Raw genomic sequence first — 24107 nt, 5'->3', positions numbered from 1 at the left:
CTGCACCCGCCGGCAAAAAACACGACTACGTCACACGGCATGCGAACCGGTTCCTGAGCAGCAAGCCAAGCAGGATCAGCGTCCCCGCGCCAATGACCGGCCCGGCGGGCAGTTGCGACCGCCCGTCCGCCAGGCCGATGCCTAGCGCCGAACCGCCCCATCCGGCCACCGCATAAACCCAAGCGGCTAGCCCGGACCGGCCGCTGCGCGCCGGATAATACACCAGCGCCACGGAGTAGGCCGACACCCCGGCGACATAAAGCCATCCGGCCGCCGCCGGCACCGGCGTTTCTCCGTTGATCAGAAGGCCGGCAATCAGCAGCGAAGCCGCTCCGGCCAAAACCGTCCGCCCCAGCCAGCCCTGGCCGAGCGCCCAACCCGCCAGCACGGCCGCGCCCAGATGCACGCCGGCATTCAACACCAGCCGGCCGGAGCCGGTCCATAAAGCCTCCTTCAACGCCGGGGTGTGCTGGATGACATAAAACGCGGCGCTATCGAGGGCGACCAACGCCATGAAAACCACCACCCACGCCGCGATCCCGCCCTTGGAGTAATCGCCTGCCACCGGTGCGCCCGTCGCAACTCGGGGCACGAGCATGCGGCCACCCGTCAAACCGATGCCCACTGCGAGCAGGGCAAGCAGCGCCTGGGTCGCCGCACCGGCCTCAAAAACCGCAGGCAGGTTGCAAAACGCATAGGCCAGCCCCGTGCCCAGCCCGATGGTTAGCCCTAGGCGCGCATCCCCGACCGCCGGGCGCAGCATCGCCGCCAGCGTGACGGTCACCAGCCCCGTGCCCAGCCCGGTCAGCAGGGCCGCGCCATAATATCCCGCCATGGTTTGCACCGCCATCGACCCGGCCGCGCCACCGGCACAAACCCCGAGGCCCGCCGCCAGCAAGGACCGGCCGCGCGCCTCCTTGAAAACCCGCGCGGCCAACACGCTGCCCGCCACCCCGGCCAGGCCCATCACCGCCATGATCGGTCGCACCACTCCGACGCCTTCGCCCAGCCCCGCCTGCACCGCCCGCAGGAAACCAAACTGCGCGAAAATCAGGAAGTAGGCATAGACCGCCGCCACCGTGATCACGGCTCCCACGATGGTTTTCCCTCCCGGCTGGTAGGTTTGCGGCGCCATGCTTGTCGCTTATGACGCACCAAGTTGCGCAGTCGGCGCCCCGCCGCCACAGGAAAATACTTGCGCCACCCCCGGACCGGAGCCATCAAAGCGACCCTCAGTCCATGGTTTCGAACCACCACCATCACCACGTGAGCTAGCCTTCCCTCCTCGGGAAGGCCTGGAGCGCCTTGCCCGTGGCAGATGGAACCCGATTTTCCAAACCCCCGGCAGGTGCATCCGCCGGGGGTTTTCTTTGCCCCGGTTCCAGGCCCCCGGGACGCGATCCGCCCGCTCCCCGCCTCGCCAAACACTCCACTTTCACTCTCACTCCTTGCCTCGCCATAGCCCATCGGGCGACGGCGGGTCACTCCCTTGTCCGCCATGCCTCCCATCACCACGCCCAAAGACCGCCTCCGCCTCGCCCTCCAGAAAAGCGGCCGGCTCTCCACTGATTCGCTCGACCTGCTCAAAAGCTGCGGGATCCGCGTGAAGTCGCCCAAGGAGAAGCTCCTCCTCCACGCCGAGAATTTCCCCATCGATATCCTTTTCGTCCGCGACGACGACATCCCGCAGCTCGTCATGGACGGCGTGTGCGACCTCGGCATCGTCGGCACCAACGTCCTGGAGGAGGCCGCGCTCGAGCGCCGCACCAACGGCACGGCGGGCGGTTACTTCGTCGAGCGTTCGCTCGACTTCGGCGGCTGCCGCCTCGCCCTCGCCCTCCCCGAGGAGAAGCCCTACGCCGGCGTGAAGGACCTGCAGGGTCTGCGCATCGCCACCTCCTACCCGCAGCTGACCAGGCGCTACCTCGACGAGCAGAAGATCAAGGCCGAGGTCGTCTACCTCAGCGGCTCCGTCGAGATCGCCCCGCGCCTCGGCCTGGCCGACGTCATCTGCGACCTCGTCGCCAGCGGCTCCACGCTCGAGGCCAACAAGCTCCGCGCCGTCGAGACCATCTTCAAGAGCACGGCCGTGCTGCTCCGCAACGCCCGCGAGCTGGCGGCCGAGAAGTCGCACGCCCTCGAGATCCTGCTCCGCCGCCTCGACGGCGTGCAGAAGGCCGCCGACACGAAATACATCATGCTCCACGCCCCCAAGGCCTCGCTGGACCAGATCAAGAAGCTCCTGCCGGGCTCCGAGAATCCCACCATCCTCCCGCTGGCCGGCGACGACACCAAGGTCGCGCTCCACGCCGTCTGCTCGGAGGCCGTCTTCTGGGAGACCATGGAATCGCTCAAGAAGGCCGGCGCCAGCAGCATCCTCGTGCTGCCGATCGAGAAGATGATGCTCTGACCAACCATTCTGTCATTCCGGACGAAGTGAAGAATCCAGCACCACGCCCGCCAACGGCCATCATGCTGGATGCTTCGCTCCGCTCAGGATGACACGCTGAAATGAAACCGTTGATCTGGAAAAAACTCTCCGCCTCCCGCCAGACCGCCGCGCTCCGCCGTCCGGCCCAGTCGGCGCAGCCGGCGGTCGCCGCCGCCGTGCGGACGATCGTCGCAGCCGTGCGCCGCGACGGCGACGCGGCGCTCCGCCGCCTCACGGAGAAATTTGACCGGGTGACCCTGCGCTCGCTGCGCGTGAGCGCGGCGGAGTTTGCCACCGCGGAGAAATCCCTGACGCGCGCCGACCTGGCCGCGCTGCGCACCGCCTACCGGAATATCCGCGCCTTTCACGCCGCGCAGCAGCCGCGCGCTCTCCGCATCGAAACCCAACCGGGCATCGTCTGCGAGAAAACCGTCCGCCCGGTTGGCCGCGTCGGCCTCTACGTGCCGGGCGGCAGCGCCCCGCTGCCGTCGACCGCCCTCATGCTCGGGGTGCCGTCGCAGCTCGCCGGCAACCCGGTGCGCGTCCTCTGCACTCCGCCGGACAAAAACGGCCGCATCAACCCGTGGATCCTCTGCGCCGCGCGTTTTTGTGGCATCACCGAGGTCTACAAGGTCGGCGGCGCGCAGGCCATCGCCGCGCTGGCCTACGGCACGGCCAGCATTCCGAAATGCGACAAGCTCTTCGGCCCGGGCAACGCGTTCGTCACCGAAGCCAAGCAGCAGGTCGCCCGCGACGCCGCCGGGGCCGCCATCGACTTGCCCGCCGGCCCGTCCGAGGTGCTCGTCATCGCCGACCACCGCGCCAACCCCGCCTTTGTCGCTGCCGACCTGCTCTCGCAGGCCGAACACGGCCCGGATTCGCAAGTGGTGCTCGTCGCTTTCAGCGAAAAATTCGCCGCCCGCGTCCAGGCCGCCTTGGCGCGCCAGCTCTCCACCTTGCCGCGCGCCGCTATTGCGCGCCGCGCCCTGGCCAGGAGCCGCATTTTTGTCGCGGCGAATCGCGCCGAGGCCGTCGTCATCGCGAACGCCTACGCTCCCGAACACCTCATCCTGCAGGTGGCCGACCCGCGCGCGTTGCTGGCTTCCGTCACCACCGCCGGCTCCGTCTTCCTCGGCGACCTGACCCCCGAGTCGCTCGGCGATTACGCCAGCGGCACCAACCACGTGCTGCCCACCTATGGCTGGGCCCGCGCCTGCAGCGGCCTGGGGCTCGCCGATTTTCAACGCACCATGACCGTGCAAACCGCCAGCCAGGCCGGCTTGCAAAGGCTCGGGCCGGTCGTCGAGCGCCTCGCCCTGGCCGAGGGCCTCGCCGCCCACCAGCGCGCGGTGCGCGTCCGCCTGGATGATATTTCTGTAGCGGCGGTCTATGACCGCCGTAAAAACAATCGGCGGCGATCATAGACCGCCGCTACAGCCATGCCTTCTGTCGACCAAGTTCTCTCCCTCGTCCGCCCCGACATCCTCGCGCTGACGGCCTACAGCTCGGCCCGCAAGGAATCCAAGGGCGGCCGCGTCTGGCTGGACGCGAACGAAAACCCTCAGACTCCGTCCGCCGCGAAGCCGTTGCTCAACCGCTACCCCGAGCCGCAGCCGGCCGATCTGGTCGCGCAGCTGGCCGCGCTCTACCGCGTCGCCGCCGCGCAGGTGCTTGTGACTCGCGGCTCGGACGAGGGCATCGATCTTCTCCTGCGCACGTTTTGTCGCGCCGGGCAGGACGCCATCCTCATCACGCCGCCGACCTACGGCATGTATGTCGTTGCTGCCGGCATCCAAGGCGCCCGCACCGTCACCGTGCCGCTCATCCGGGAGAAAAACTTCGCGCTCGATGCCGCCGCCGTGCTCAAGGCCGTCCTTGCCGCGTCGAAGCCGTCTGGCGAAGGCGGGACGCCGGAGGTGAAACTTGTCTTCCTCTGTTCACCGAACAACCCGACCGGCGGCCTGCTCGAGCGCGCCGCGGTGCTGTCGCTGGTCAAATCGCTTGCGGGCCGCGCGGTCGTGGTGGTGGACGAGGCCTATGTGGATTTCTCCGGCCAACCGAGCCTTGCCGCCGAGATCCCGGTGAATCCCAATCTCGTCGTCCTGCGCACGCTGTCGAAAGCCTACGGCCTCGCCGGCGCCCGCGTCGGCACGACCATCGCCGACCCGGCCGTGATCGCTGTATTGCAGAAGGTGATCGCACCCTACCCGGTGCCGGCGCCGGTGCTGATTGCCGCCCTCGCCGCCCTCACCCCGGCCGGTCTCGTCGCTGCCAGGAATTCCGTTGCCGCGATCGTTGCCGAGCGCTCCCGTCTGGCCGTGGCGCTACCGAAGCTGCCGGCCGTGAAGCACGTCTGGCCGAGCGATGCCAACTACCTGCTCGTCGAGGTCGCCGATGCCACCCGGGCCATGATGGCCGGCCGCGCCGCCGGCGTCATCTGGCGCGACCGCAGCAAGGACGTTTCCAACTGCATCCGCATCACCGTCGGCACCGCCGAGGAAAACAACGCCACCCTGGAGGTTTTGTCCCGTGTGTGATCCCTGTTCCGCTTTTCCCGTAGGGTCGCCGCCAGCGGCGACCTCGACCACCAGGTCGGCGCAAGCACCGACCCCACACCTGTCATCGTCATGAAGAAAATCCTGTTCATCGACCGCGACGGCACGCTCATTGCGGAGCCGTTCGACCAGCAGATCGACCGCCTCGACAAGTTCGTCCTCGAGCCCGACTGCATCCCCGCCCTGCTCCGGCTGCGCGATGCCGGCTGGACGTTTGTCATGGTCACCAACCAGGACGGCCTGGGCACGCCGAGTTTCCGCGAGGAGGAGTTCCGCCCGCTGCAGAAGCTGCTGCTCGACATCCTTGCCTCCCAAGGCATCGCCTTCGAGGCCGTGCGCGTGTGCCCGCACACCACGGCGGACAAATGCGACTGCCGCAAACCCAAGACCGGCTTGCTCACCGACTACGTGAAGGATGTGTCTTGGTCGCGCGAGTCGTCCGCAGTCATCGGCGACCGCGAGACGGACGTGCAGCTCGCGCAGAACCTTGGCGTGCGTAGCTTCCGTTACGACCGGAAGACTCTCGGCTGGACGGAAATTGCCCGCGTGATTGCCGTCGGGCCCCGGCGCGCCACCATTGTCCGCAATACCAAGGAGACCAAGATCACCGTCGCGGTTGATCTGGACACGCCCGCGCCCGCGCAACTGGCCACCGGCATCGGTTTCTTTGACCACATGCTCGAGCAGATCGCGAAGAACGCCGGCATCGGCCTGGCCATCAAGTGCGAGGGTGATCTCGAGATCGACGAGCACCACACCGTCGAGGACGTGGGCATCGCCCTCGGCACCGCGCTCCGGCAGGCCCTGGGCGACAAGCGCGGCGTGGGCCGCTATGGCTTCGTGCTGCCGATGGACGAGGCTCAGGCCCAGATCGCGCTCGACCTGAGCGGCCGCGCCTATTTCACCTTCGAGGGCAAATTTCCGCGCGAGGTCGTCGGCGAGCTGCCGACGGAGCTCGTGCCGCACTTCTTCCGTTCGCTCAGCGACGCGCTGGCGGCCACGCTTCAGATGAGCGTGAAGGGCGAGAACACGCACCACATGGTCGAAACCCTCTTCAAGGGTTTCGGCCGGGTGTTGCGCACGGCCGCCACCCGCAGCCTCGACGGCGACATACCCAGCACCAAGGGAGTTCTCTGATGAATATTTTTTCCTGGAGGCGCGGCGACTCCGCCGCGCCTGACCAAGCCTCCGTGCCGGGGTCGGTGCGGCTCCAATGCTAGCCATCGTCGACAGTGGCGGCGCCAACATCGCCTCCGTGCGCTTCGCGCTGGAGCGGCTCGGCCTTCACAGCGAGCTGACCGCAGACCCCGCGGTCATCCGCGCGGCCGAGCGCGTCATCCTGCCCGGCGTCGGTTCCGCTGTGGAGGGCATGAAGCGCCTGCAGGCCAAGGGCCTCGTGGATTGCGTGCGCGGCCTGACGCAACCCGTGCTCGGCGTCTGCCTCGGCATGCAGCTGTTGTTCGAGGCTTCCGAGGAAGGAAACACGTCGACGCTCGGTATCATTCCCGGCCAGGTGGCCCTGTTGCCCGATTCGCCCGGCATAACCGTGCCACACATGGGCTGGAACACGCTCACGACCGGCCGCGAGGTCGGCCTGCTCGACGGCATCGAGCCGGAAGCCCGCTTCTATTTCGTTCACAGCTACGCCGCGCCGGTGAACGCCTTCACGCAGGCCAGCTGCCGGCACGGCACGCCGTTCGCCGCCATCGTGCAACGGGGCAATTTTTCCGGCTGCCAGTTCCACCCCGAACGTTCCGGCGTCGCCGGCGCCCGCCTGCTGCAAAACTTCGTGGAGGGCCGCGTATGAACCGCCCGACCCTTCGTAGTCTATCAGACTACCAACTGCGGGGGAGGGCGCGCGTATGATTATTTATCCCGCCATCGATCTCCGCGGGGGCCGCGTCGTGCGCCTGACCGAAGGCAGGTTCGACCAGGAGAAATCCTACGGCGACGACCCGCTCGCCGTCGCGCAGGATTTCGCCGCGTCCGGCGCCACGTGGCTGCATGTCGTCGACCTCGATGGCGCCAAGGATCCCGCGAAGCGCCAGACGGCGCTGGTCGAGAAAATCGCCCGCGGCAGCGGCCTGCGCATGCAGACTGGCGGCGGCATCCGCGACGAGTCGCAGATTGCCGCGCTCCTCGCCGCCGGCGCCCAACGGGTCATCGTCGGCAGTGTCGCCGTCAGGCAGCCTGCGCTGGTCCACGACTGGCTCAGGAAGTTTGGTCCGGAAAAGATCATCCTATCGCCGGACGTCCGCCTCGATGTCGCCGGCATTCCCCGCGTGGCCGCCGCCGGGTGGCAGGAAAGCACCGGCGTGGCGCTGGACGATTTCCTCACCGGGTTTCTCCTGGCCGGGCTGGTCCACATCCTCTGCACCGACATCAGCCGCGACGGCAAGCTGACGGGCCCGAACCGCGCCCTCTATGCCCGACTCGTGAAGAAATTTCCCTCCCTGCAAATCCAGGCCTCGGGCGGCGTGTCGTCGCTCGACGACCTGCGTGGGCTGAAGACCACCGGCAGCGCCGGCGCCATCGTAGGCCGGGCGCTCTACGAAAAGAAGTTCACGCTGAAGGAGGCTCTCGCATGTTGACCAAATCACAAACGCCAAACCCCAAAACTCCAAAGCCCGAATGCAGGGATTCGTCTGTCCTTTGGCGTTTGGCCATTGGCTTTTGGAATTTTTACCCATGCTAGCCCGCCGCATCATCCCCTGCCTCGACGTCCGCGACGGCCAGGTCGTCAAGGGCACACAGTTTCGCGACCACGAGGTCGTGGGCGACATCATCGAGCTGGCCCAGCGCTATCGCGACGAGGGCGCCGACGAGCTGGTGTTCTACGACATCACCGCCAGCAGCGACGGCCGCACGGTCTCGACCGACTGGGTGACCCGCGTCGCTCGCGTGCTCGACATCCCCTTCTGCGTGGCCGGCGGCATTCGCTCGCTCGACGGCGCGCGCCAAATCCTGCACGGCGGCGCCGACAAGATCTCCATCAACTCGCCCGCGCTGGAAAATCCCGCGCTCATCACCGAGCTGGCCACCGAGTTCGGCTCGCAGTGCGTCGTCGTCGGCATCGACAGCCGGCAGGAGGCCGGCGACTACTTCGTGAAGCAATACACCGGCGACCCGGACAAGACGCAGTCCACGCGCTGGCGGACGATCGACTGGGCGCGCGAGGCGCAGAAGCTCGGCGCCGGTGAGGTCGTCCTCAATTGCATGAACCAGGACGGCATGCGCCAGGGTTATGATCTCGCCCAACTGAAGCTTGTGCGCGACGTGCTGCGCATTCCGCTCGTTGCCTCCGGTGGCGCGGGCACCATCGCCCACTTCCATGATGTTTTCCGCCTCGCCGGTGTGGACGGCGCGCTCGCCGCGTCCGTTTTCCACAAAGGCACCATCAAGATTCCCGCTCTGAAGGAACAACTCATCGCCGACGGCATTTCCATCCGCCCATAATTCAAACTGGTAGGGCGGTGACTCCGCTCACCGCCTTGGCGCGGAACGGAATCCGCGCCCTACCCTTATCCCCCTCTCGCCATGAAACTCCCGAAACTCGACTGGAAGAAGAACGCCGGCCTCGTGCCCGCCATCGTGCAGGACGCCGCCACCCTGCAGGTGCTGATGCTCGGCTACATGGACGCCGCCGCGCTGAAGAAGACCCTGCGCACGAAGAAGGTCACCTTCTTCAGCCGCAGCAAGCAGCGGCTCTGGACCAAGGGCGAGTCGTCGAGGAATTTCCTGCACCTCGTGGACGTGAAGGTTGATTGCGACAACGACACGCTGCTCGTCACCGCCCGGCCCGACGGCCCGACCTGTCACCGCGGCACACCGAGCTGTTTTGGTGACGACGGTGCCAGCGGCGTCGGTTTTCTCGCCCAGCTGGAGCGCACGATCGTCGCCCGCCTCAAGAGCGGCGACAAGAAGAGCTACACGGTGCGCCTGGCCAAGGAAGGTGTCGCCCGCGTCGCGCAGAAGGTCGGCGAGGAGGGCGTCGAAACGGCGCTCGCGGCGCTGAAGAACGACAAGGCGGAGTTCGCCGGCGAGGCCGCCGACCTGCTCTATCACCTGATCGTGTTGCTGCGCGTGAAGAAGATGTCGCTCGGCGACGCCCTCACGGTCCTGGAAAAGCGCCACGCGCCGAAGCGCTGACGGGTCAGGGCCGGTCGTTCTTCGCCACCAAGGCGAAGAGACGCGCGGCCGCCGCGCCGCCGGTGGCTTCCGCCACCTTGGCCGGGACCGGCGGGGCCACCATTTTCAACCGCAGCTGCTTCAGGTCGCCGATGTGGTAGTTGTGGCACTGCAGGCAGCTGTCGCCCGCCTTTGCCGGTTGATGGCAGGTCACGCAGGTGGCCTTGGTCATCGGGGCGAAATTGCTCTGGAAGACCGCCGGATCGTGGTTGAGCCCGAAGCCGCGGGCGTGGTCCGCCGTCGCGTCGATCACGTGGCAGGTGGCGCAACCCTGATCGCCCATAAGGCTGAAGTGCGCGGTGTGTTTGAAGGTGGTGAACGGCCGCCGGTCCGGCTGCGGCTGGGCGGTTTCCCAATTGACGACCTGCCGGCCGCCAACCCGGTCCACCGTGTGGCATTTCATGCAGACGCCGGGAGCGCTCTCCGCCGACAGCTGGTTGAAGATCGCCTGCGCGGCCGGCGACGGATCGTTGGCCGTGGCGTCGATCCATGTAGTGAGGAATGGGTCCGCGTGGCCGCCCGGACGATAGTAGAGCGTGTAGTTTTGATCGCGCCGATACCATCCCCCTTCGGTCACGCGCGTCTCGGCATCATCGAACTCGAGGGCGGCGGAGGCCACCCGGGCAGCGGGCGCGGTGGCGGCCACCGGCGCTTGTTCCCCGCGGCGGTGGGCGGCCACCTCGGCCAGCAGGTTCGGCAGCCAGGCTTGCTGCGCGGCCAGCAGGCCGTCGGCGGAAAACTGGCCGGTGCGCCGCTCGCCGGCATCCATGGGTCCGAGCCGGCGCAGGAGCGCGGGCTGGCCCTGCGTGACCAGGTCCGCGAGCAGGCTCTTCACGCTCCAGAGCAAGCGCCCGGCCGCCGCTTTTTGCGCGGGGGTCGCCTTGGCCAGATCAGTGAGGTCCGCGGAACCGAGGTCCTGCAGCGCGGCTCGCGCCGGGGCGTCGGCCTCGAGCAGGCGGCGCAGGAACGGCGTGAGCCCGCCGACACTCTTGGCGGGCCATTCACCGACGACTTCGCCCGCCGCCTCCAGGACCGCGCGATCAAAGCCCGGCAGGCGGATAAACGCCACGCCCTTGGCACCTGTCCGGCCCTCGCCCGTGATCTGCCCGCCGTGGCAGGCCGCGCAGGTCTGCGCGAAATCCTTCACGAGCATCTGGCGGCCGTCGGCGGCCGGCGCATGGCAGGTGGCGCAGGAAGTAGGTGCGCTCTGGGCCGCCAGCCGCGCGTCGGGGAAATACTGACCCCAGTGGGTGGCGTGGTCGAAGCGGAGCTGCGTCCGCCGCTTGTAAGGGTAATCCTTGAATTCCGGGTGGCCGCGCGCAAAGCCATCGAACTGCGCCTGGTGACACACCTGGCATTGCTGGTCGGTCAGGCGCTTGAGATCAAAATCACGCCCATGGTGCTCGAGGTGGCAGGACGCGCAGGCGAGATCGTTCGGGCCGCCGGGCTGCAGCGCGTGCACCGCCGCCAGGGCCAGCGGCCGGGCCGGGGCCGCCGGCTGGTCGTTGCGCGCGAGGGCGGCGAGCTGGGCGCCGGTCAGGCCATGCGGCGAACGGTCCTGCGGGCCGAGGTCGTGGCACTTCAGGCAAAGCTGGTCGTGCGCCTGGCGCCGTTCCGCCCGCGCCGCCGCGGTGAACGCCAGCGGGGCCGATTCCAGGTGGCAGTCGGCGCAACGTTGCGTCGACATCGCGTGTTGGGGCGTGAGCGGCCCGGGATTCGCCCACTGGTTGCGGGCCCCGCCCCAGAGCGCCAGGAGCACGAGCGCCAGCGCGAGGCCGGCCAGTTTCCAGGCCAGCCGGCCGCGCACGCTGCGCAGACTGCGCTGCGGCGTGCAGGGTGGCACGGGACAGCCGCAGGATCCATCGGGCTGCGGACCCGGCTCGCAGGCGCCGCCGAGGGAAATCGCCCGCGTGCAGAACCAACGGTCGCCCTTTTTTGCCGGCAGACACTGGCCGGTGGCGCGGCATTCGCCCTTGGGTCCGGGACCGAAGACGCAGGCCTGGCACTCGGCGGCGCGCCCGCAGGTCCACTCGTCCTGCGGCCGGTCGTAAAGCTTCCGGTTGTAGATGATGCTCTGCAGCAGACGGCGCATGGGTAAAGAGGCGGCTACCGGTGCGAGTAGTGCAGGACCAGCCAGACGTGGCCGGCCGTGAAGACGAGGAGCACAAACGTCAGCGGGATGTGCACGAAGAGCCAGAGCTTGAGCAGGCGCTGGCCCGCGAACTGGTTGTCGAGGTTGCGCTTCGCCTCGATCAAGTCCGCCAGCTGGTCGGCGAGCGCAATTTCGCGGACACTCAGGAACTGGCGCAAGGCCTCCAGCTCGAGCTTGACCCGGTGGTGCTCGGCGTCCCCGCCCGCCAGCGGGGCCAGCCAGGCCGGCACGTGGGCGAAGTAGCCCGCCAGCACCCGCACATAGAAATCGCCCAGCGTGGTGGATTGCGTCTCCGTCTCCGCTCCGCGCACGACCTGCTTGACCTCGGTCACCAGCCGGTGGCGCAACATGGGAATCCGCTCGTAAACCAGGCTCTCGCCCGAACGCGTGAGGCGGGGTGGCAGCCAGCGGCTCAGCCAGAGACCGAGCACGCCGCTCCCGGCCACGAAGACGAAGGCGAGAGCCAGGGGAACCTCGACCGCCCCGTCCGGCCACCGGCCGCCGGTGTGCAGCACGAAGACGACGCAGGCGAGCCAGCCCAGGTAAATGTGCGCCTGCAGCCAGTGGCTCGCGCTGATCAGCGGGAAAAACGGCAGCTTCTTCCGGGCGTTGAAAAAGGTCAGGGCCAGCACCAGGGCCAGCAGCAGCCAGCCGGAATACAGCGCCACCGGCCGCAGGGCCACGCGCCCGATCATCCAGGCCGCGGTCAGGCCGCCGGCCACTACGAGGGTGGCCAGGGATAAAACCAGGCGCCGGGTGAAAAACGATTTCATCGCTGCAGCCAGGCCGTCAGGGTGTCCAGCTGCCGCATGTCGGCCCGCAGGAGCGCGTCGTGCGGACAGGCGCTCACACAGGCCGGGCCACCCGGCTGGTCGACGCAAAGATCGCACTTGGTCGCGCGCCGCACGGGTTCGCCGGTTTCCTCGGTCACAACCGGCAGCCCTTCTTCATCGTGCAGTGCGACCATCTGGATGGTGCCATAGGGGCAGCTCTGCGCGCACACGCTGCAACCGATGCACGTGTCGGGGTTGATGCCCACCTGGCCGTCGGCGCTCTCGCGGTAGATGGCCCCGGTCGGACAGCCGATCATGCAGACGGGGTCGACGCAGTGCATGCACGCGCTGGCCACCATCACGCCGCTCACCTCGGGGCCGTGCCGGATGAAGCGGGGGTTGTTGTCGTGGGTCGCCGCGCAGGCGCGGACGCAGTCGTCGCAGCGGGTGCACCGGTCGAGGTCGATCAACATTGCCGCGCGACCGTTGATGAACCGCTGCGCGACGATGAACTCCAAGAAATTGCTCCCGCCCAATCCCTGCGGGGCGACGACGGCCGGGGCGGGATCCGCCGCCAGCGTGAGCGCCGCCACTTGCGCCGGGTCCAGCCGGGGCAGGACATGTTCCTCCAGCACGGCGGTCGGGATGAAAAGCAAATCCACGTAGCCGAGGGCCCGGAGGCTGTTGCGCAACGGCACGTGCTGCTTGCCGCGCCAGCCGGTGACGATCTCCTTCAAGCCGAAGGCCTGCCCCTTGCCGAGGTAGCTGTCGGTGCGCTCGCCGTGGTTGTAGCGGCTGCTCACGCGGGCGAACCCGCTGCGCACGAGGAGCAGGCCGTTCGGGTAATCGCCTTCGCGCGCAATCACCGGCTCCTGTTCCAGCCGCTGGCGCTCGTCGTCCTTGTGGCCGCGGTGGTAGGCGCTGTGCCAGTCGAATTCGCCGAAGGTCTCGAAGCGGGTCGCGTCGGCGACCAGTCGCAGCGTGGCCTCGGGCAGGTTCCACAGCAGCGGGGTCTCCGCGAGGTGGCGCAGGAGACTGCGCTCGCGGTAACGGCGGTCGATTTCCTTCTTCCATTCCGGCGCATAGCTGCGGATCTCGCGCAGCCCCTGCCAGCGGATTTCCAGCAGCAGGGCCTCGCCGTCGGCCACCACCGTGGTGGTGCGGGGCGTGCGGCCGAGCGCGGCGATCTCGCCGAACAGCTCGCCGGACTGGAGCCGGATGCTCCGGTCGGCGTCGAGCACCCCGGGCACATCCTGCAGGAACAGGCGCGTCTCCCCGCCCTGGCCGAGCCGGAGGCCCGGCGGGGCGCCGCGGGCGCGGGATTGTTCGGCCACCCGGGGCTGCTGCCACCAGCGCCTGAGGCTGCCCCAGACGGACGGGCGCACCTGCTGGCGCCGGCCGAGCAACTCGGCCGCCGGTTCCTTGACCAGCACGCGCACGGCCCCGGACAGGATGACAAAGGCCGAGTGTCCGTAATCCCCGCGGCGGACGATGATCTCGCCCGGCATGAACCGGCGGATGCGCGCGTCGTTTTTCAGGATGCCGCGGAGCGGGATGGAGGGCGGGAACCGCTCGGGCCGGGTCGTGATGAAAAGCGGATGCGCCAGCACGAGGTTCACGTCCGCCTCGCTCATTTCCGTGCTGAACGGTGTGTCCCAGCGCTCCGGTTCCGCCTGCCGGGTGGCCTGGGAAAACGGCGCGAGGGAGCCGGGGACGATCGACGGGCGGGTGGCCGGTTTTGCCATGGCGGGGCGGGCTATCGGAGGCCGGCGACCCGGCAGGGTTCGCCGCGGCGGCTTTCCGGGCCGGGAAGCGTGGGCCCGGGGCTTGTTCTCATCGAGTGCATCGCAGCGGGTTGGCGGCACCGCTGCGCGCGAAGATTGGGGCGGGAAAATCCGGCGCAAGCTGAAACTCCGCCACAATCCGTTTGTCAGCCGCCCGGCGATGTCCGATAACCGCGGCGCGACACCGGTCGCCCCTCCCACCCGCCCATGCCCTGGACCTACCTTGGTGCCGCCCTTCTGCTGCTGGTCATCGGCCTGCTGGGCCTGAACCTGCTGTCAGCACTTCGCCGGATGCGCGAGGACGCCGCGCGGCGGGCGCTGGATCTCGCCCGCTTCCAGGAGGAACTCGCGATCCTGCGCGAGAAGCACCGCAAGGTGACCCTGGAGCCGCTGCCGTGGAACGGATTTCGCAAATTTGTCGTCAGCCGCAAAACGGCGGAAGGCGCCGCGGTCTGCTCGTTCTACCTGACGCCGCACGACGCGAAACCGTTGCCCGCCTTCAAGCCCGGCCAGTATGTCACCTTCCGCCTGCCCGACACGCGCCCCGGCGGCCAGATCATCCGCTGCTACAGTCTGAGCGACCATCCGCACCAGCCGCATTACCGCGTCACGATCAAGCGGGCCGGCGCCCCCGCCGGCGCGGGCACCTCGCTTGCCGGCGTGTGCTCCGGCATTTTCCACGACCAGATCCGCGAGGGCGACATCCTCGACCTGCGCGCGCCCCTGGGCAACTTCACGCTCGAGCCCGCCGACGCGGAACCGGTGGTGCTGATCGGCTGCGGCATCGGCATCACGCCGGTCTTCAGCATGCTCGCCACCCTCATGCACCAGAAAAGCCGGCGCACGATCTGGTTCTTCCACGGGGTCCGCAGCTCGCGCGAGCATCTGTTCAAGGCGGAACTCGCCGCCTTCGCCCGCGCCAACCCGCAGGTCCACCTGCGCACCTGCTACTCGCAGCCGGGCCCCGACGACCGGCTGGGTGAGGATTACCAGGTGGCCGGCCGGGTGACACTCGAACTGCTCCAGCGGGAACTGCCCTCCAATAATTTCCGTTTCTACTACTGCGGCCCGGGCGCGATGATGGAGGAGCTGACCGGCGGCCTCAAACAATGGGGCGTGCCCGACACGCACCTGCACTTCGAGGCGTTCGGCCCACTGAGCGTGAAGCGCGTCAGCCACGTCACCGCCATGCCGGCGACGCCGGCCGCCACGCGCCCGCTGGTCACTTTCCGCAAGACCGGCACGGCGGTGCCGTGGGACGGCACGCACGAGACGCTGCTCGATCTCGCCGAGCACCTGGGCATCGGCATCGCCTCGGGTTGCCGCGCCGGCAACTGCGGCACCTGCGTGCTCGCGATGCAATCGGGCGAGGTTTCCTACATCCAGCCGCCGGGCAGCCCGCCCGAGGCGCGGACGTGCCTCACCTGCATCGCCCAGCCCAAGGGGGACGTCGTGCTCGACGCCTGACCGGGCGGATTATTTCTTCGCGACCGGCACCGCCGGGGCAATGGACACGCGGATCACGCCGCGCCATTCCTGGGCGGCATAGTCCAGGGCCTTGTCCTCGGGGTATTGCTGGTCGAGGGCTTCCTTCACGCCGGGCTGGAAGGTCTTCGGGTCGCCGTGGCAGGCCAGGCAGGACTGCGAGGAGGCGATCGGGCGGTAGACCCGCCACTCGACCGGCTTGCCGGGCTGCTCGATTTTCTGCACGAGCATCTTGTCCACCGACTGGTCTGCCATCAGCTGCTTGTGAATCTTGTTGAGGGCCGCCTGGTCGGCGCCGTCCGGCGTGTTGGCGGGATTGCGGATCAGCAGGCTGGTGCGCCTGATGGCCGTGACCGACGGCTGGCCGGCGACCGGCTTCGGCAGCTCGAGCCGCTTGAGGTGCATGACGCTGACCGCGAGGCGGGGCTCCTTGGTGGCGAGCTCGCGGGTGACCTCGGAGACCAGCTGGCCGCCGACGCGGTCGATGGTCTTGTAGCCAAACTGGGCGATCTCGGCGACCGCCGGGTCGGCGCTGTCGATGAACGTGTAGACGGCGCCATCCGGCCGGGGGCCGGTGCCCACGGTTTCACTGTCGAAATAGGTGACCTTGTCGAGGGCGGGCGCCGGGGCCGGGGGAGTCTGGGCGGCGAGCACACCAACCAGCAGAAAACCGAGTGCGGAGTATTTCTTCACATTCATTGCGGAAACTCCATCCTGACGGGAAAATAATGCAAGCCTGCAAGAATCCCCCGGCCGCCGGGGACTAGCGCCGGGCTTCGGTCTGATCGGGCGGTGCGGCCGTTCCCAGGCTGGCCAGGTAGGCGAGCAGTGCCTCCCCGTCGTTGGCCGGTCCGGGGCCAAACAAGTGCGCATAGGACGGCATCCGCGAACCCGGCGTCACCGCGCGCGGTGCCTGCAGGTGCAAACGCTGCCATTCGCCGGTGCGCCGGGTGCCCACGTTCTGCAGGTCCGGGCCCTGGCGGCGGTTGCCGAACAGCGGGGGCCGTTGCCGCTCGATTTCCGGCAGCGGAAGCGCCGGGCCCCAGCGGTCCTCGTCGGCCGTGCCGGGGCGCACGTATTGCGAATGGCAGTGGATGCAGCCTTCGGCGATGTAGACCTCGCGGCCGCGGCGGATGAGCGCCGCGTCCTGCGCGGTCACGGACCGCACCAGCACCAGGCTGAGCAGGATGATCCGGGCTTCAGTGCGCATCTGGAAAAATCCCGCGCCCCAACAGCCAGGCCTGCGCCGCCGCCAGCAGCAGATCCGTCGCCGGCACGCTCGACCACGCCGGCGCCAGGCGGCCGGTGGCAACGGCCCACGTGGAGAAACAACCCACCGCCAGCCGGAACCAGGCGGTGAGCTCCAGCACGGCGCGCAGCCGTGCCGGCCCGCCGGCCAGACCCCACAGGTAGCTGAAGCCCACCAGGCCGACGAACACCCCGGTGAAACGCAGGTAGGCTTCCGCCTCGGCCCCCACCGGGCCGACCTGCATCAGGCGCAGCATCAACGCCGGCCGAAACACCAGCCCGAGGCCGGTGAAAAAATCCAGCAGGCCGGCGCCGAGCGCGAGCCCGCGGGCGGTTTTCTCAAGTCGGGTCGGTTTCATTTCGTCCGAGGGTTGCCAGCCAGTCAACGGAAGCCAGGAGCATCACGCCGCCGGCGACCAAACGCAAACCGTAGCAGAGATCGGCCACGCCGCCCCGGGTGGAGAGCAGCGCCGGGTGCGCCGCCTCCTGCCAGCCCAAGCCGGCCAGCACCCCGATGTGCAAGGCGCATCCCGCCTGCCACAGCCAGAAGCTCGTGGCGTGGGGCGCGCGGCCGGGCCCGAGGTTGAGCAACAGCGCCAGGTGCAGGCTGGTGACCAGTCCCGCCATTGCGAGGTGCGAATGCGCCACCAGCACGTTGGTGAACTTCACCCGGTCGGCCACCTCCGGCAGGAAGATGAGCCAGCCACTGAGCACGAGCAGCGCCCACCAACCGAACGCCGCGACCAGCCACCGGCGCGAGGCGGGCGCCCACTGAAAGCCGCGCGCATACCACCAGACCAGCGGAATCCAGATGACCAGGCTGCCCAACCCGACAATCTGGTCCGGGCGGTGGTGGGACGCATCGCCGTGGCCGATGCCGGCGTAAAGCGACAGGGACAGCGCGAAGCCCGCGGCAAACCACCGGCGCCGCCACGCCGGGCCGACCGGCGGCAGTCGCAGCAGCCACGGCATCAACCCGAAAATGCCCACGACGCCGAGCGTCGACCCGAGCAGGCTGGCCCCCGTGGCACCGCCTGTGGCGGGGTTGACCGGCGGATAGGCTCCGGGGGCCGCCGCCCAATAAAGCACCAACGGCACCGCGCCCAGCGCGGCCAGCAGCGCCCAGGCCCACGTCGGGATCCCCGTGCGCCGGCGCGCCTGCCACAACAGGCCCAGCCAGAGCACAAGTCCGGCGAACGCCCAGAAGTTCCGTGTCGGCCCGGTCCAGTCGAGGAACAGCTTGCCGCCCGCCCCGCCGGCCAGCCAGCTCAGCCCGCCCGCCAGCAAGGCGCCCGACCAAACCCGCACGGCCCACCGCGCGGCAAACGCCGCCCGGTCGTCCGCCGGCAAATAGTAGTGGAACAGCGCACCCACGAGCGGCAGCGCACACCAGCCGTAAAGCTGCCAGTCCAGGTGCAGCGGCACCCAGCGGCCGTAGGTCAGCGGGGCCAGCCGGTCATTGAGCTCCGGCCAGAGCAACAGCACGGCCAGCAGGAGGCCGACGAGATTGGCCGCGACGAGCCAACCCAGGCTGTGCCGCCGCACCGCGGTGACCGTGCGCGGGTTCACGCCGTTTCAATCCGGCCGGACCGGACGCGCAGCACGCGATCGCATTGCTCGGCGAAGCGCCGCTCATGCGTCGCGAGCACCACGGCGATGCCGCGGGTCTGCACCAGGTGCCGCAGCAGGTTGAAAACGGTGTCGCCCGTCTCCTCGTCCAGCGAACCGGTGGGCTCGTCCGCCAGCAGCAGGCGCGGGGAATTCATCAACGCGCGGCAGATGGCCGTGCGCTGGCGCTCGCCGCCGGAGATGTCCTGGATGCGGTGGTCCAGCCGGGGCGCGATGCCGACGGCTTCCGCCAGCTCGCCGATGCGCGTGCGGGTCGCGGCCGCGGCGGCGCCACTGGCGAGCGCCGGCACGCGGAGGTTTTCCGCCACGGTCAGGTCCGGGATCAAGTTGTGCAGCTGGAAGACAAAGCCCACGTGGCGGCGCCGCAGCGTCAGGCGGTGATCTTCGCGCCGCGGGTCGAGCCCGCAGACGGTGAGTTCGCCGGCGTCCGGCACGTCGAGCCCGCCGAGCAGATGCAGCAGCGTGCTTTTGCCGGAACCGGACGCGCCCCAGAGCGCCACCATCTCGCCGGCGCGCACCTCGAGGTCCACGCCGTCGAGCACGCGGACGCGGCCGGCATCGTAGGTTTTCCGTAAATCGCAGGCGACAATGAGCGGTGGTTGTTCCGATCCGGGGTTCATGGCTGATGTCAACTAATAGTATACTTAGGCTCGGGCGGCGGCGGGCTCATTCATAACGCAGCGCCTCCGCGGGTTGGATCCTCGACGCGAAGCGCGCCGGCCAGAGCGAGCCCGCCACGGCCGTGACGATCGCCGTGGCCATGATGCCGGCCAGCATCCCGGGTTTCACGACCGCCTGGACGTAGCCGTTGAACTGCGGCGTGTGCTCCAGCGCGAACAGGGCCCCGTAGCCCAGCGCCAGGCCGAGCGCCAGGCCGGCCAGGGCGATGACGACCGCCTCGCCCAGGATCAGCCCGGCCACCTGGCCCTTGGAAAAACCGCAGACCCGCAGCACCGCGATTTCGCGGATGCGGCTGAAGACCGACAGCAGCATGGTGTTGGCCACGCCGAGCCCGCCGAGCAGGAAGGCGCAGAGACCGACAGCCCACGCGGTGAAGTGCAGGATCTTGAACTGCGTGTAGCTCTGGTTGAACTCGCGGTTTTCCAGCGCCATCAGCCCCGGGTTCGCGGCCTCGACGGCGTGCTTGAACTCGGCCCCGCGCGCCTGGTCGCGCAGCTTGATGGCCACGACCGACGCCACGCCCTCGCGGCGGAAAAAGGCCTGCGCGTCCTTGAGCGGCAGGAACACGCCGCCGTCCTCGAAGCCGTTCTCCGTGGAGAAAATGCCCGCGACCGTGAACTCCCCCTTGCCGATGGCGATCTTCTGCTCGGCCTTCGCCCCGAGGAATTCGGCCGCGCGGGCCCCGAGCCAGATGCCGTCCTTGATTTTCCCGAATTCCCCGGGCCGGCCGGCCAGCCATTTCGCCCTCGCCAGGCGCGGGTTGGTCGGCTCCAGGCCGAAGCAGGTGATGATCGGCCGGTCGCCGGACGTCACCAGCCCAAAGAGCAGAGGCTCGGCGGAGGCGACGTTGGTCATCCCGCGCAGAACCGCGGTCTGGTCGTCCGGGACGCTGCTGAAAAACAGGTCCGAGACATTTTTCTCGAAGACCAGGTAGTGCGAGTCCACCGCGAGGATGCGTTCGAACATCCCGATGGCGCCGTTGACGATCGAGAGGATGGTCAGCATCGCCGCCACGCCGAAGCCGATGCCCGCGACGCCGATCAGGGCGCGGAGCTTGTGGCGGCGCAGGTTGACAAAGACGAGCGCGAGGAAGCGCATGGTGGGTGGTGGTGGTGCCCGGCCTCTGGCCGGGCTGGCCGCGCGTTCAATCAACCCGTCCGGAGGCCGGGTTCCACCTTAAACTCAGCCTTTCGGCTCTTCCACCGGGACGCCCGTGAGCTTGAAGCGGATCTTCACCTCGGGTGAGACCGTGAACACCAGCGCCATCCGGATCACCTTCAGCTTCCAGTCCTGGTAGTTGATGGTGGTCTCGCCCGTGATGGTGTAGGCGCCGTCGGTCTTGACGATATTGACGGGGAACTCGATGCGCTCGGTCACGCCGTGGAAAATCAGCCGGCCGGAGGCCTGGCCCTGGCCGTCGGGGGTGAGGGCGAGGTTGCCAAGCTCGAAGCGGCCCTCGGGGGTGCCGCCGCCCAGCCATTTGATCATGGCCGTGTCGCGCGAGTCGTTGCCCGTCTTGAGATCGGTGAATTTGAACGTGAACACCGCGCCCTTGATCTTGCCGGCGTCGTCCACCCCGACCTTGGCGTCATAGGCGTCGAGATGCGCGGTGAAGTTCTTGGTCGCGTTGACATCCACGTCCACGAAGGAGCGGCTCCGGTCGATCTTGAGCGTGCGCTCGGCGGCGAGCAAAACGCAGGGCAGCAACAAAAGGGGGGCAAGCAGGCGGAGGGTTTTCATGATCGGGCGAGTGTGGTTGTCCGGGTTCAGACCGCAAACCTCGGTTTCAGTGCCAAACTGTTACTTTTCGCCCCCGCGGCCTGTCGGGGATAAACCCCGCCCTACAGCAGCAAACAAACCAAACCACAACCAGCCCCGCTAGGTCTTGCCTGTTGGCCTGGGCGCAGCAAGCTGGGGGAAATTGTTTCCATGGCCACCCCGCGGAAATCCGCCGACCAATGGTTCGCCGAGTATGGCGAGAGCCATCAGGATCACACCAACGAGACGATCCACTGGATCTGCGTCCCATGTATTTTCTTCAGCGTGCTGGGGCTGCTGTGGTCCATCCCGGTGCCCGCGGCCATCGCCGGCCCGCTGCCGTGGTTCAACTGGCTGCACCCGGTGCTGCTCGCCGTGCTTGGCTTTTATTTCCGGCTCTCCGTGCCACTGGCGTTCGGCCTGCTCGGGTTCGTTTCCCTCTGCTACATCCTGGTCGAGGGACTGGTGCTGCTCGGCTGGCTCCCGGTCTGGGAAATCTGCCTCGGCCTTTTCGTGCTGGCGTGGATCGGCCAGTTCATCGGCCACCAGATCGAGGGCGAGAAGCCGTCGTTCCTCAAGGACGTGGTTTTCCTGCTCATCGGCCCCGCGTGGCTGCTGCACTTCATCTACAAGAAGCTGGATGTCGCGTATTGATCTGCTTGTAGGGTCGCCGCTCGCCGGCGGACCTCCGGGGTAAAGATCCCCGGAGCAAGCTCCGGGGCATTTGATCAAGACAGCTCGAAATCCAACTGCCCCTTGTGCAACTGACGATACTCACTCTTCCCGCCCTGTCCCTGAACATACGCGGCTATCACCTTTTCGCTGCCGTGCTGACCCACCGTGTTTACGAAATAGCCCTCCCCCCAGAACGCTCCGCCCCACAACTTCTGTTTCACTTCCGGCACCTGCGTGAACACCTCCCGTGCAACCACGCTCTTCACGAGCTGCACCATCCGACTCGGACTGTAACTCGGCACGGTTTGGATGAGAAAGTGGACATGATCCCGATCCAACCCGATCTCCAGAAATCGAACCTCCCAGCGCTTCTCGATCTCCAAGCACACTTGCCGTAGCACCTCATCCACCTTCTCACTCATCACCACCCGCCGATACTTCGCCGCGCACACCAAATGATACATCAACACAGAAACGTTGTGCGGCTTGTGCATATACCGACTCTCCATCCCTCATCTTCCCATCCATCCAAGCCGGAGCAAGCTCCGGGGTATTGGACCCAAAGGGAATAAACGCGGCCCGGCGACGAGCGCCGGCCCTACCTTCGGAACGCCAGAACCTACCCCCGCCCGCCGCGGAGCAGCACGACATTGGCGAGGTCGTTCTGCTCAAACTCGGCCCAGTAGCGGTCCTCGATTTTTTTGAGCCGGTCGTCGTGCGACGGCGCCGGGTCGACCCCGGGCGTGTCCATTGCGCGCTTCACCTGATCGCCGGCCAGGTCGCGGTCGGCAAGGCGGGTCACCAGCTCATGCCAAAAGACGTCGTTCTGAAACTCGCTCTGAATTTCGCGCACGCGCTCGTCCTCGGCCAGCTTCGGCGCCGGCTGCAGGCTGCCGTCTTCCATCGATTCCACGAAGTCTGCGCAGCCCGCGCCGGTCGCCATTTCCAGCAGCTTCTGGTCCAGGGCGTAGTAGCGCTTGGCGGCCGCGGTGTCCTCGCCCTGATAGCCGGTGACGGTCCACATGCCGAGGTGCACGAGTTCGAGGAGCTGGCGGTATTCCTTGGCGGTGAACGAGGCTTTCATAACCGCCCACCCTTGCCCGCCCGCCCCGTCCCGCAAGCGCGAAGTGGATGACAAGACGCGGCCTTGACCGCCCGGGGGCGGCTCCTTTCACTCGCCAGCTGCTCCCCACATCCAGTTGGGGGCGATCCTTCCCACCATGTCCAGCTCCGCCGAACCCGCCAACCTCATGGAAGCCCTCGTGTCGCTCGCGAAGCGCCGCGGCTTCATCTACCCGTCCTCCGAGATTTACGGCGGCCTCAACGGCTTTTTCGACTACGGCCCGCTCGGCTCCGAGCTCAAGAAGAACATCCGCGACTGCTGGTGGAACGACATGGTCCGCCGCCGCGACGACATCGTCGGTCTCGAATCCTCCATCATCATGCACCCGAAGGTCTGGGAGGCGTCCGGCCACGTCGCCGGTTTCAGCGACCCGCTCGTGGACTGCAAGGCCAGCAAGCAGCGCTACCGTGCCGACCAGCTTTTCTTTTCCCCCGTCGTGATCGACAGCAAAACGGTCGGCTACGTCTCCGCCCTCGAAAGCGAGAAGACCGGCGAGGAACTGCAAGCCGCCGCCGAGGCGTTCAAACGCAAGAAGGCCATCCAGGGCGCGCTTGCGCCGGTCACGCCGAAGGATTTCACCGAGGCGAAGGAAAGCGAAATTCCGCTCATCCCCTCGCCCGCCACCGGCGAGCCGGGCAGCCTGACGGCGCCGCGCGCCTTCAACATGATGTTCCAGACGAACGTCGGCGCGATGACCGACGCTTCGTCCGTCGCCTACCTGCGGCCCGAGACGGCGCAGGGTATGTTCGTGGACTTCAAGAACGTCGTCGACACGACCCGCGTGAAGCTGCCGTTCGGCATCGCGCAAATCGGCAAGTCGTTCCGCAACGAGATCACGCCGCGCAACTTCATCTTCCGCTCGCGCGAGTTCGAGCAGATGGAGATGGAGTATTTCATCCACGAAGACGCCGACTGGGCCAAGTGCCATGAGGAGTGGATCACCTGGTGCGAGAACTGGCTGAAGAGCATCGGCCTGCCCGCGTCGCACCTTTCGCGCTACGCCCACCCGAAGGAGAAGCTGGCGTTTTACTCCAAGGGCACGGTGGACATCATGTTCAAGTATCCCTTCGGCGTGCAGGAGCTGTGGGGCATCGCCGCCCGCGGCAACTACGACCTCACCCAGCACGCCACCGCCAGCGGCAAGCCGCAGGATTTGTTCGACGAGGCGTCAAAGAAGAAATTCGTGCCGCACGTCATCGAACCCGCCGTCGGCGTCGACCGCATCCTGCTCGCCGTGCTCTGCGCCGGCTACGCCGAGGAGGACGTCAAGGACGAGAAGGGCAACGTCGAGAAGCGCACCGTGCTGCGGTTCTCGCCGCGCATCGCGCCGGTCAAGGTCGCCGTGCTGCCACTGCTCAAGAACAAGGAGGCCCTCACCAACCGCGCCCGCGCGCTCCACGCCAAGCTGCAGCGTCGCTACGCCGTGCAATACGACGACGGCGGCGCCATCGGCAAACGCTACCGCCGTCAGGACGAGGCCGGCACGCCCTGGTGTGTGACCATCGACTTCGAGACCATCGAGAAGCCGGGCGATACCTTTACGCTACGTGAGCGCGACTCGATGCAGCAGAAGCGCATCACCGAGACCGATCTGTTTGCCTTGCTCGACGAACACGTTTATTGAT

General features: G+C 67.7%; 24 protein-coding genes. 11 read left to right on the top strand and 13 right to left on the bottom strand.

Annotation, left to right across the window (positions count from 1 at the left end; translation table 11 throughout):
* Positions 1-25 precede the first annotated feature (25 nt).
* Entirely contained in the window at positions 26-1135 is a 1110-nt protein-coding gene (locus tag BLU29_RS07500; protein WP_091056374.1) for a hypothetical protein, read from the bottom strand.
* Between the two features lie 363 nt (positions 1136-1498).
* Here BLU29_RS07500 and hisG point away from each other — a divergent pair, with 363 nt between their 5' ends.
* The 8 genes from hisG to hisIE all read left to right on the top strand — a co-directional run bounded on the left by hisG (position 1499) and on the right by hisIE (position 9135).
* The gene (gene hisG, locus BLU29_RS07495) at positions 1499-2410 is read left to right on the top strand and encodes an ATP phosphoribosyltransferase (protein WP_091056373.1); all 912 of its coding nucleotides are present in this window, start codon (positions 1499-1501) and stop codon (positions 2408-2410) included.
* Between the two features lie 101 nt (positions 2411-2511).
* Positions 2512-3855 (top strand): histidinol dehydrogenase, encoded by a 1344-nt coding sequence (gene hisD / locus BLU29_RS07490; RefSeq protein WP_091056371.1) that lies wholly within the window; start codon positions 2512-2514, stop codon positions 3853-3855.
* 15 nt (positions 3856-3870) lie between these two features.
* Positions 3871-4968, top strand: coding sequence for a histidinol-phosphate transaminase (hisC, locus tag BLU29_RS07485; RefSeq protein ID WP_091056369.1), 1098 nt, complete (start codon positions 3871-3873; stop codon positions 4966-4968).
* 90 nt (positions 4969-5058) lie between these two features.
* Positions 5059-6123: a bifunctional histidinol-phosphatase/imidazoleglycerol-phosphate dehydratase HisB gene (gene hisB, locus BLU29_RS07480; RefSeq protein ID WP_091056367.1), complete on the top strand. Its 1065-nt coding sequence runs from the start codon at positions 5059-5061 to the stop codon at positions 6121-6123.
* 76 nt (positions 6124-6199) lie between these two features.
* A complete protein-coding gene (gene hisH / locus BLU29_RS07475) occupies positions 6200-6793 on the top strand; it encodes an imidazole glycerol phosphate synthase subunit HisH (protein WP_091056366.1) in 594 nt (197 codons plus the stop codon).
* Between the two features lie 55 nt (positions 6794-6848).
* The gene (gene hisA / locus BLU29_RS07470) at positions 6849-7577 is read left to right on the top strand and encodes a 1-(5-phosphoribosyl)-5-[(5-phosphoribosylamino)methylideneamino]imidazole-4-carboxamide isomerase (RefSeq protein ID WP_172830232.1); all 729 of its coding nucleotides are present in this window, start codon (positions 6849-6851) and stop codon (positions 7575-7577) included.
* 97 nt (positions 7578-7674) lie between these two features.
* Positions 7675-8442: an imidazole glycerol phosphate synthase subunit HisF gene (hisF, locus tag BLU29_RS07465; protein WP_091056364.1), complete on the top strand. Its 768-nt coding sequence runs from the start codon at positions 7675-7677 to the stop codon at positions 8440-8442.
* 81 nt (positions 8443-8523) lie between these two features.
* Positions 8524-9135, top strand: a complete 612-nt coding sequence (hisIE, locus tag BLU29_RS07460; protein WP_091056363.1) for a bifunctional phosphoribosyl-AMP cyclohydrolase/phosphoribosyl-ATP diphosphatase HisIE — start codon at positions 8524-8526, stop codon at positions 9133-9135.
* A 4-nt stretch (positions 9136-9139) separates the two neighbouring features.
* Here the strand turns inward: hisIE and BLU29_RS07455 are convergent, their stop codons facing one another.
* From BLU29_RS07455 to BLU29_RS07445, 3 genes are read right to left on the bottom strand one after another with little or no spacing between them, the layout of a single operon-like run.
* On the bottom strand, positions 9140-11266 hold the full coding sequence (locus BLU29_RS07455) for a cytochrome c3 family protein (protein WP_091056361.1): 2127 nt from the start codon (positions 11264-11266) through the stop codon (positions 9140-9142).
* A gap of 14 nt (positions 11267-11280) precedes the next feature.
* Complete coding sequence (locus BLU29_RS07450; RefSeq protein WP_091056360.1) at positions 11281-12099, bottom strand: hypothetical protein; 819 nt, start codon at positions 12097-12099, stop codon at positions 11281-11283.
* Positions 12096-13844: a cyclic nucleotide-binding domain-containing protein gene (locus BLU29_RS07445; protein WP_091056358.1), complete on the bottom strand. Its 1749-nt coding sequence runs from the start codon at positions 13842-13844 to the stop codon at positions 12096-12098. Before BLU29_RS07445 ends, BLU29_RS07450 begins: the two co-directional genes overlap by 4 nt.
* A gap of 246 nt (positions 13845-14090) precedes the next feature.
* Here BLU29_RS07445 and BLU29_RS07440 point away from each other — a divergent pair, with 246 nt between their 5' ends.
* Positions 14091-15350, top strand: a complete 1260-nt coding sequence (locus BLU29_RS07440; RefSeq protein ID WP_091056356.1) for a 2Fe-2S iron-sulfur cluster-binding protein — start codon at positions 14091-14093, stop codon at positions 15348-15350.
* 9 nt (positions 15351-15359) lie between these two features.
* On the opposite strand, the gene BLU29_RS07435 is transcribed toward BLU29_RS07440, so the two are convergent.
* From BLU29_RS07435 to BLU29_RS07405, 7 genes are all read right to left on the bottom strand, one after another.
* Positions 15360-16067: a DUF3365 domain-containing protein gene (locus BLU29_RS07435; RefSeq protein ID WP_172830231.1), complete on the bottom strand. Its 708-nt coding sequence runs from the start codon at positions 16065-16067 to the stop codon at positions 15360-15362.
* A gap of 64 nt (positions 16068-16131) precedes the next feature.
* The gene (locus BLU29_RS07430) at positions 16132-16578 is read right to left on the bottom strand and encodes a cbb3-type cytochrome c oxidase subunit II (protein WP_091056353.1); all 447 of its coding nucleotides are present in this window, start codon (positions 16576-16578) and stop codon (positions 16132-16134) included.
* A complete protein-coding gene (locus BLU29_RS07425) occupies positions 16568-16975 on the bottom strand; it encodes a hypothetical protein (RefSeq protein WP_091056352.1) in 408 nt (135 codons plus the stop codon). The genes BLU29_RS07430 and BLU29_RS07425 overlap by 11 nt, the downstream gene beginning before the upstream one ends.
* Entirely contained in the window at positions 16956-18185 is a 1230-nt protein-coding gene (locus BLU29_RS07420) for a hypothetical protein (protein WP_091056349.1), read from the bottom strand. The genes BLU29_RS07425 and BLU29_RS07420 overlap by 20 nt, the downstream gene beginning before the upstream one ends.
* Positions 18182-18865: an ABC transporter ATP-binding protein gene (locus BLU29_RS07415; RefSeq protein ID WP_091056348.1), complete on the bottom strand. Its 684-nt coding sequence runs from the start codon at positions 18863-18865 to the stop codon at positions 18182-18184. The genes BLU29_RS07420 and BLU29_RS07415 overlap by 4 nt, the downstream gene beginning before the upstream one ends.
* Positions 18866-18911: 46 nt before the next feature.
* Complete coding sequence (locus BLU29_RS07410) at positions 18912-20024, bottom strand: FtsX-like permease family protein (RefSeq protein WP_091056346.1); 1113 nt, start codon at positions 20022-20024, stop codon at positions 18912-18914.
* Positions 20025-20108: 84 nt separating this feature from the next.
* Positions 20109-20666: a YceI family protein gene (locus tag BLU29_RS07405; RefSeq protein WP_091056345.1), complete on the bottom strand. Its 558-nt coding sequence runs from the start codon at positions 20664-20666 to the stop codon at positions 20109-20111.
* A gap of 189 nt (positions 20667-20855) precedes the next feature.
* Here BLU29_RS07405 and BLU29_RS07400 point away from each other — a divergent pair, with 189 nt between their 5' ends.
* Complete coding sequence (locus BLU29_RS07400) at positions 20856-21338, top strand: Mpo1-like protein (protein ID WP_091056343.1); 483 nt, start codon at positions 20856-20858, stop codon at positions 21336-21338.
* A gap of 74 nt (positions 21339-21412) precedes the next feature.
* Here BLU29_RS07400 and tnpA read toward each other — a convergent pair whose 3' ends face one another.
* Both tnpA and BLU29_RS07390 read right to left on the bottom strand, forming a co-directional pair.
* Positions 21413-21868: an IS200/IS605 family transposase gene (gene tnpA, locus BLU29_RS07395; RefSeq protein WP_091056341.1), complete on the bottom strand. Its 456-nt coding sequence runs from the start codon at positions 21866-21868 to the stop codon at positions 21413-21415.
* A gap of 110 nt (positions 21869-21978) precedes the next feature.
* A complete protein-coding gene (locus BLU29_RS07390) occupies positions 21979-22443 on the bottom strand; it encodes a hypothetical protein (RefSeq protein ID WP_091056339.1) in 465 nt (154 codons plus the stop codon).
* Positions 22444-22579: 136 nt separating this feature from the next.
* On the opposite strand from BLU29_RS07390, the gene BLU29_RS07385 reads away from it, so the two are divergent.
* A complete protein-coding gene (locus BLU29_RS07385) occupies positions 22580-24106 on the top strand; it encodes a glycine--tRNA ligase (RefSeq protein WP_091056338.1) in 1527 nt (508 codons plus the stop codon).
* The last annotated feature ends 1 nt before the right edge of the window (position 24107 follow it).

The organism is Opitutus sp. GAS368 (assembly GCF_900104925.1).
GTDB lineage: Bacteria > Verrucomicrobiota > Verrucomicrobiia > Opitutales > Opitutaceae > Lacunisphaera.
Note: the sequence above shows the minus strand (reverse complement) of the source record. Positions and strands in the feature narration are given on the sequence as shown.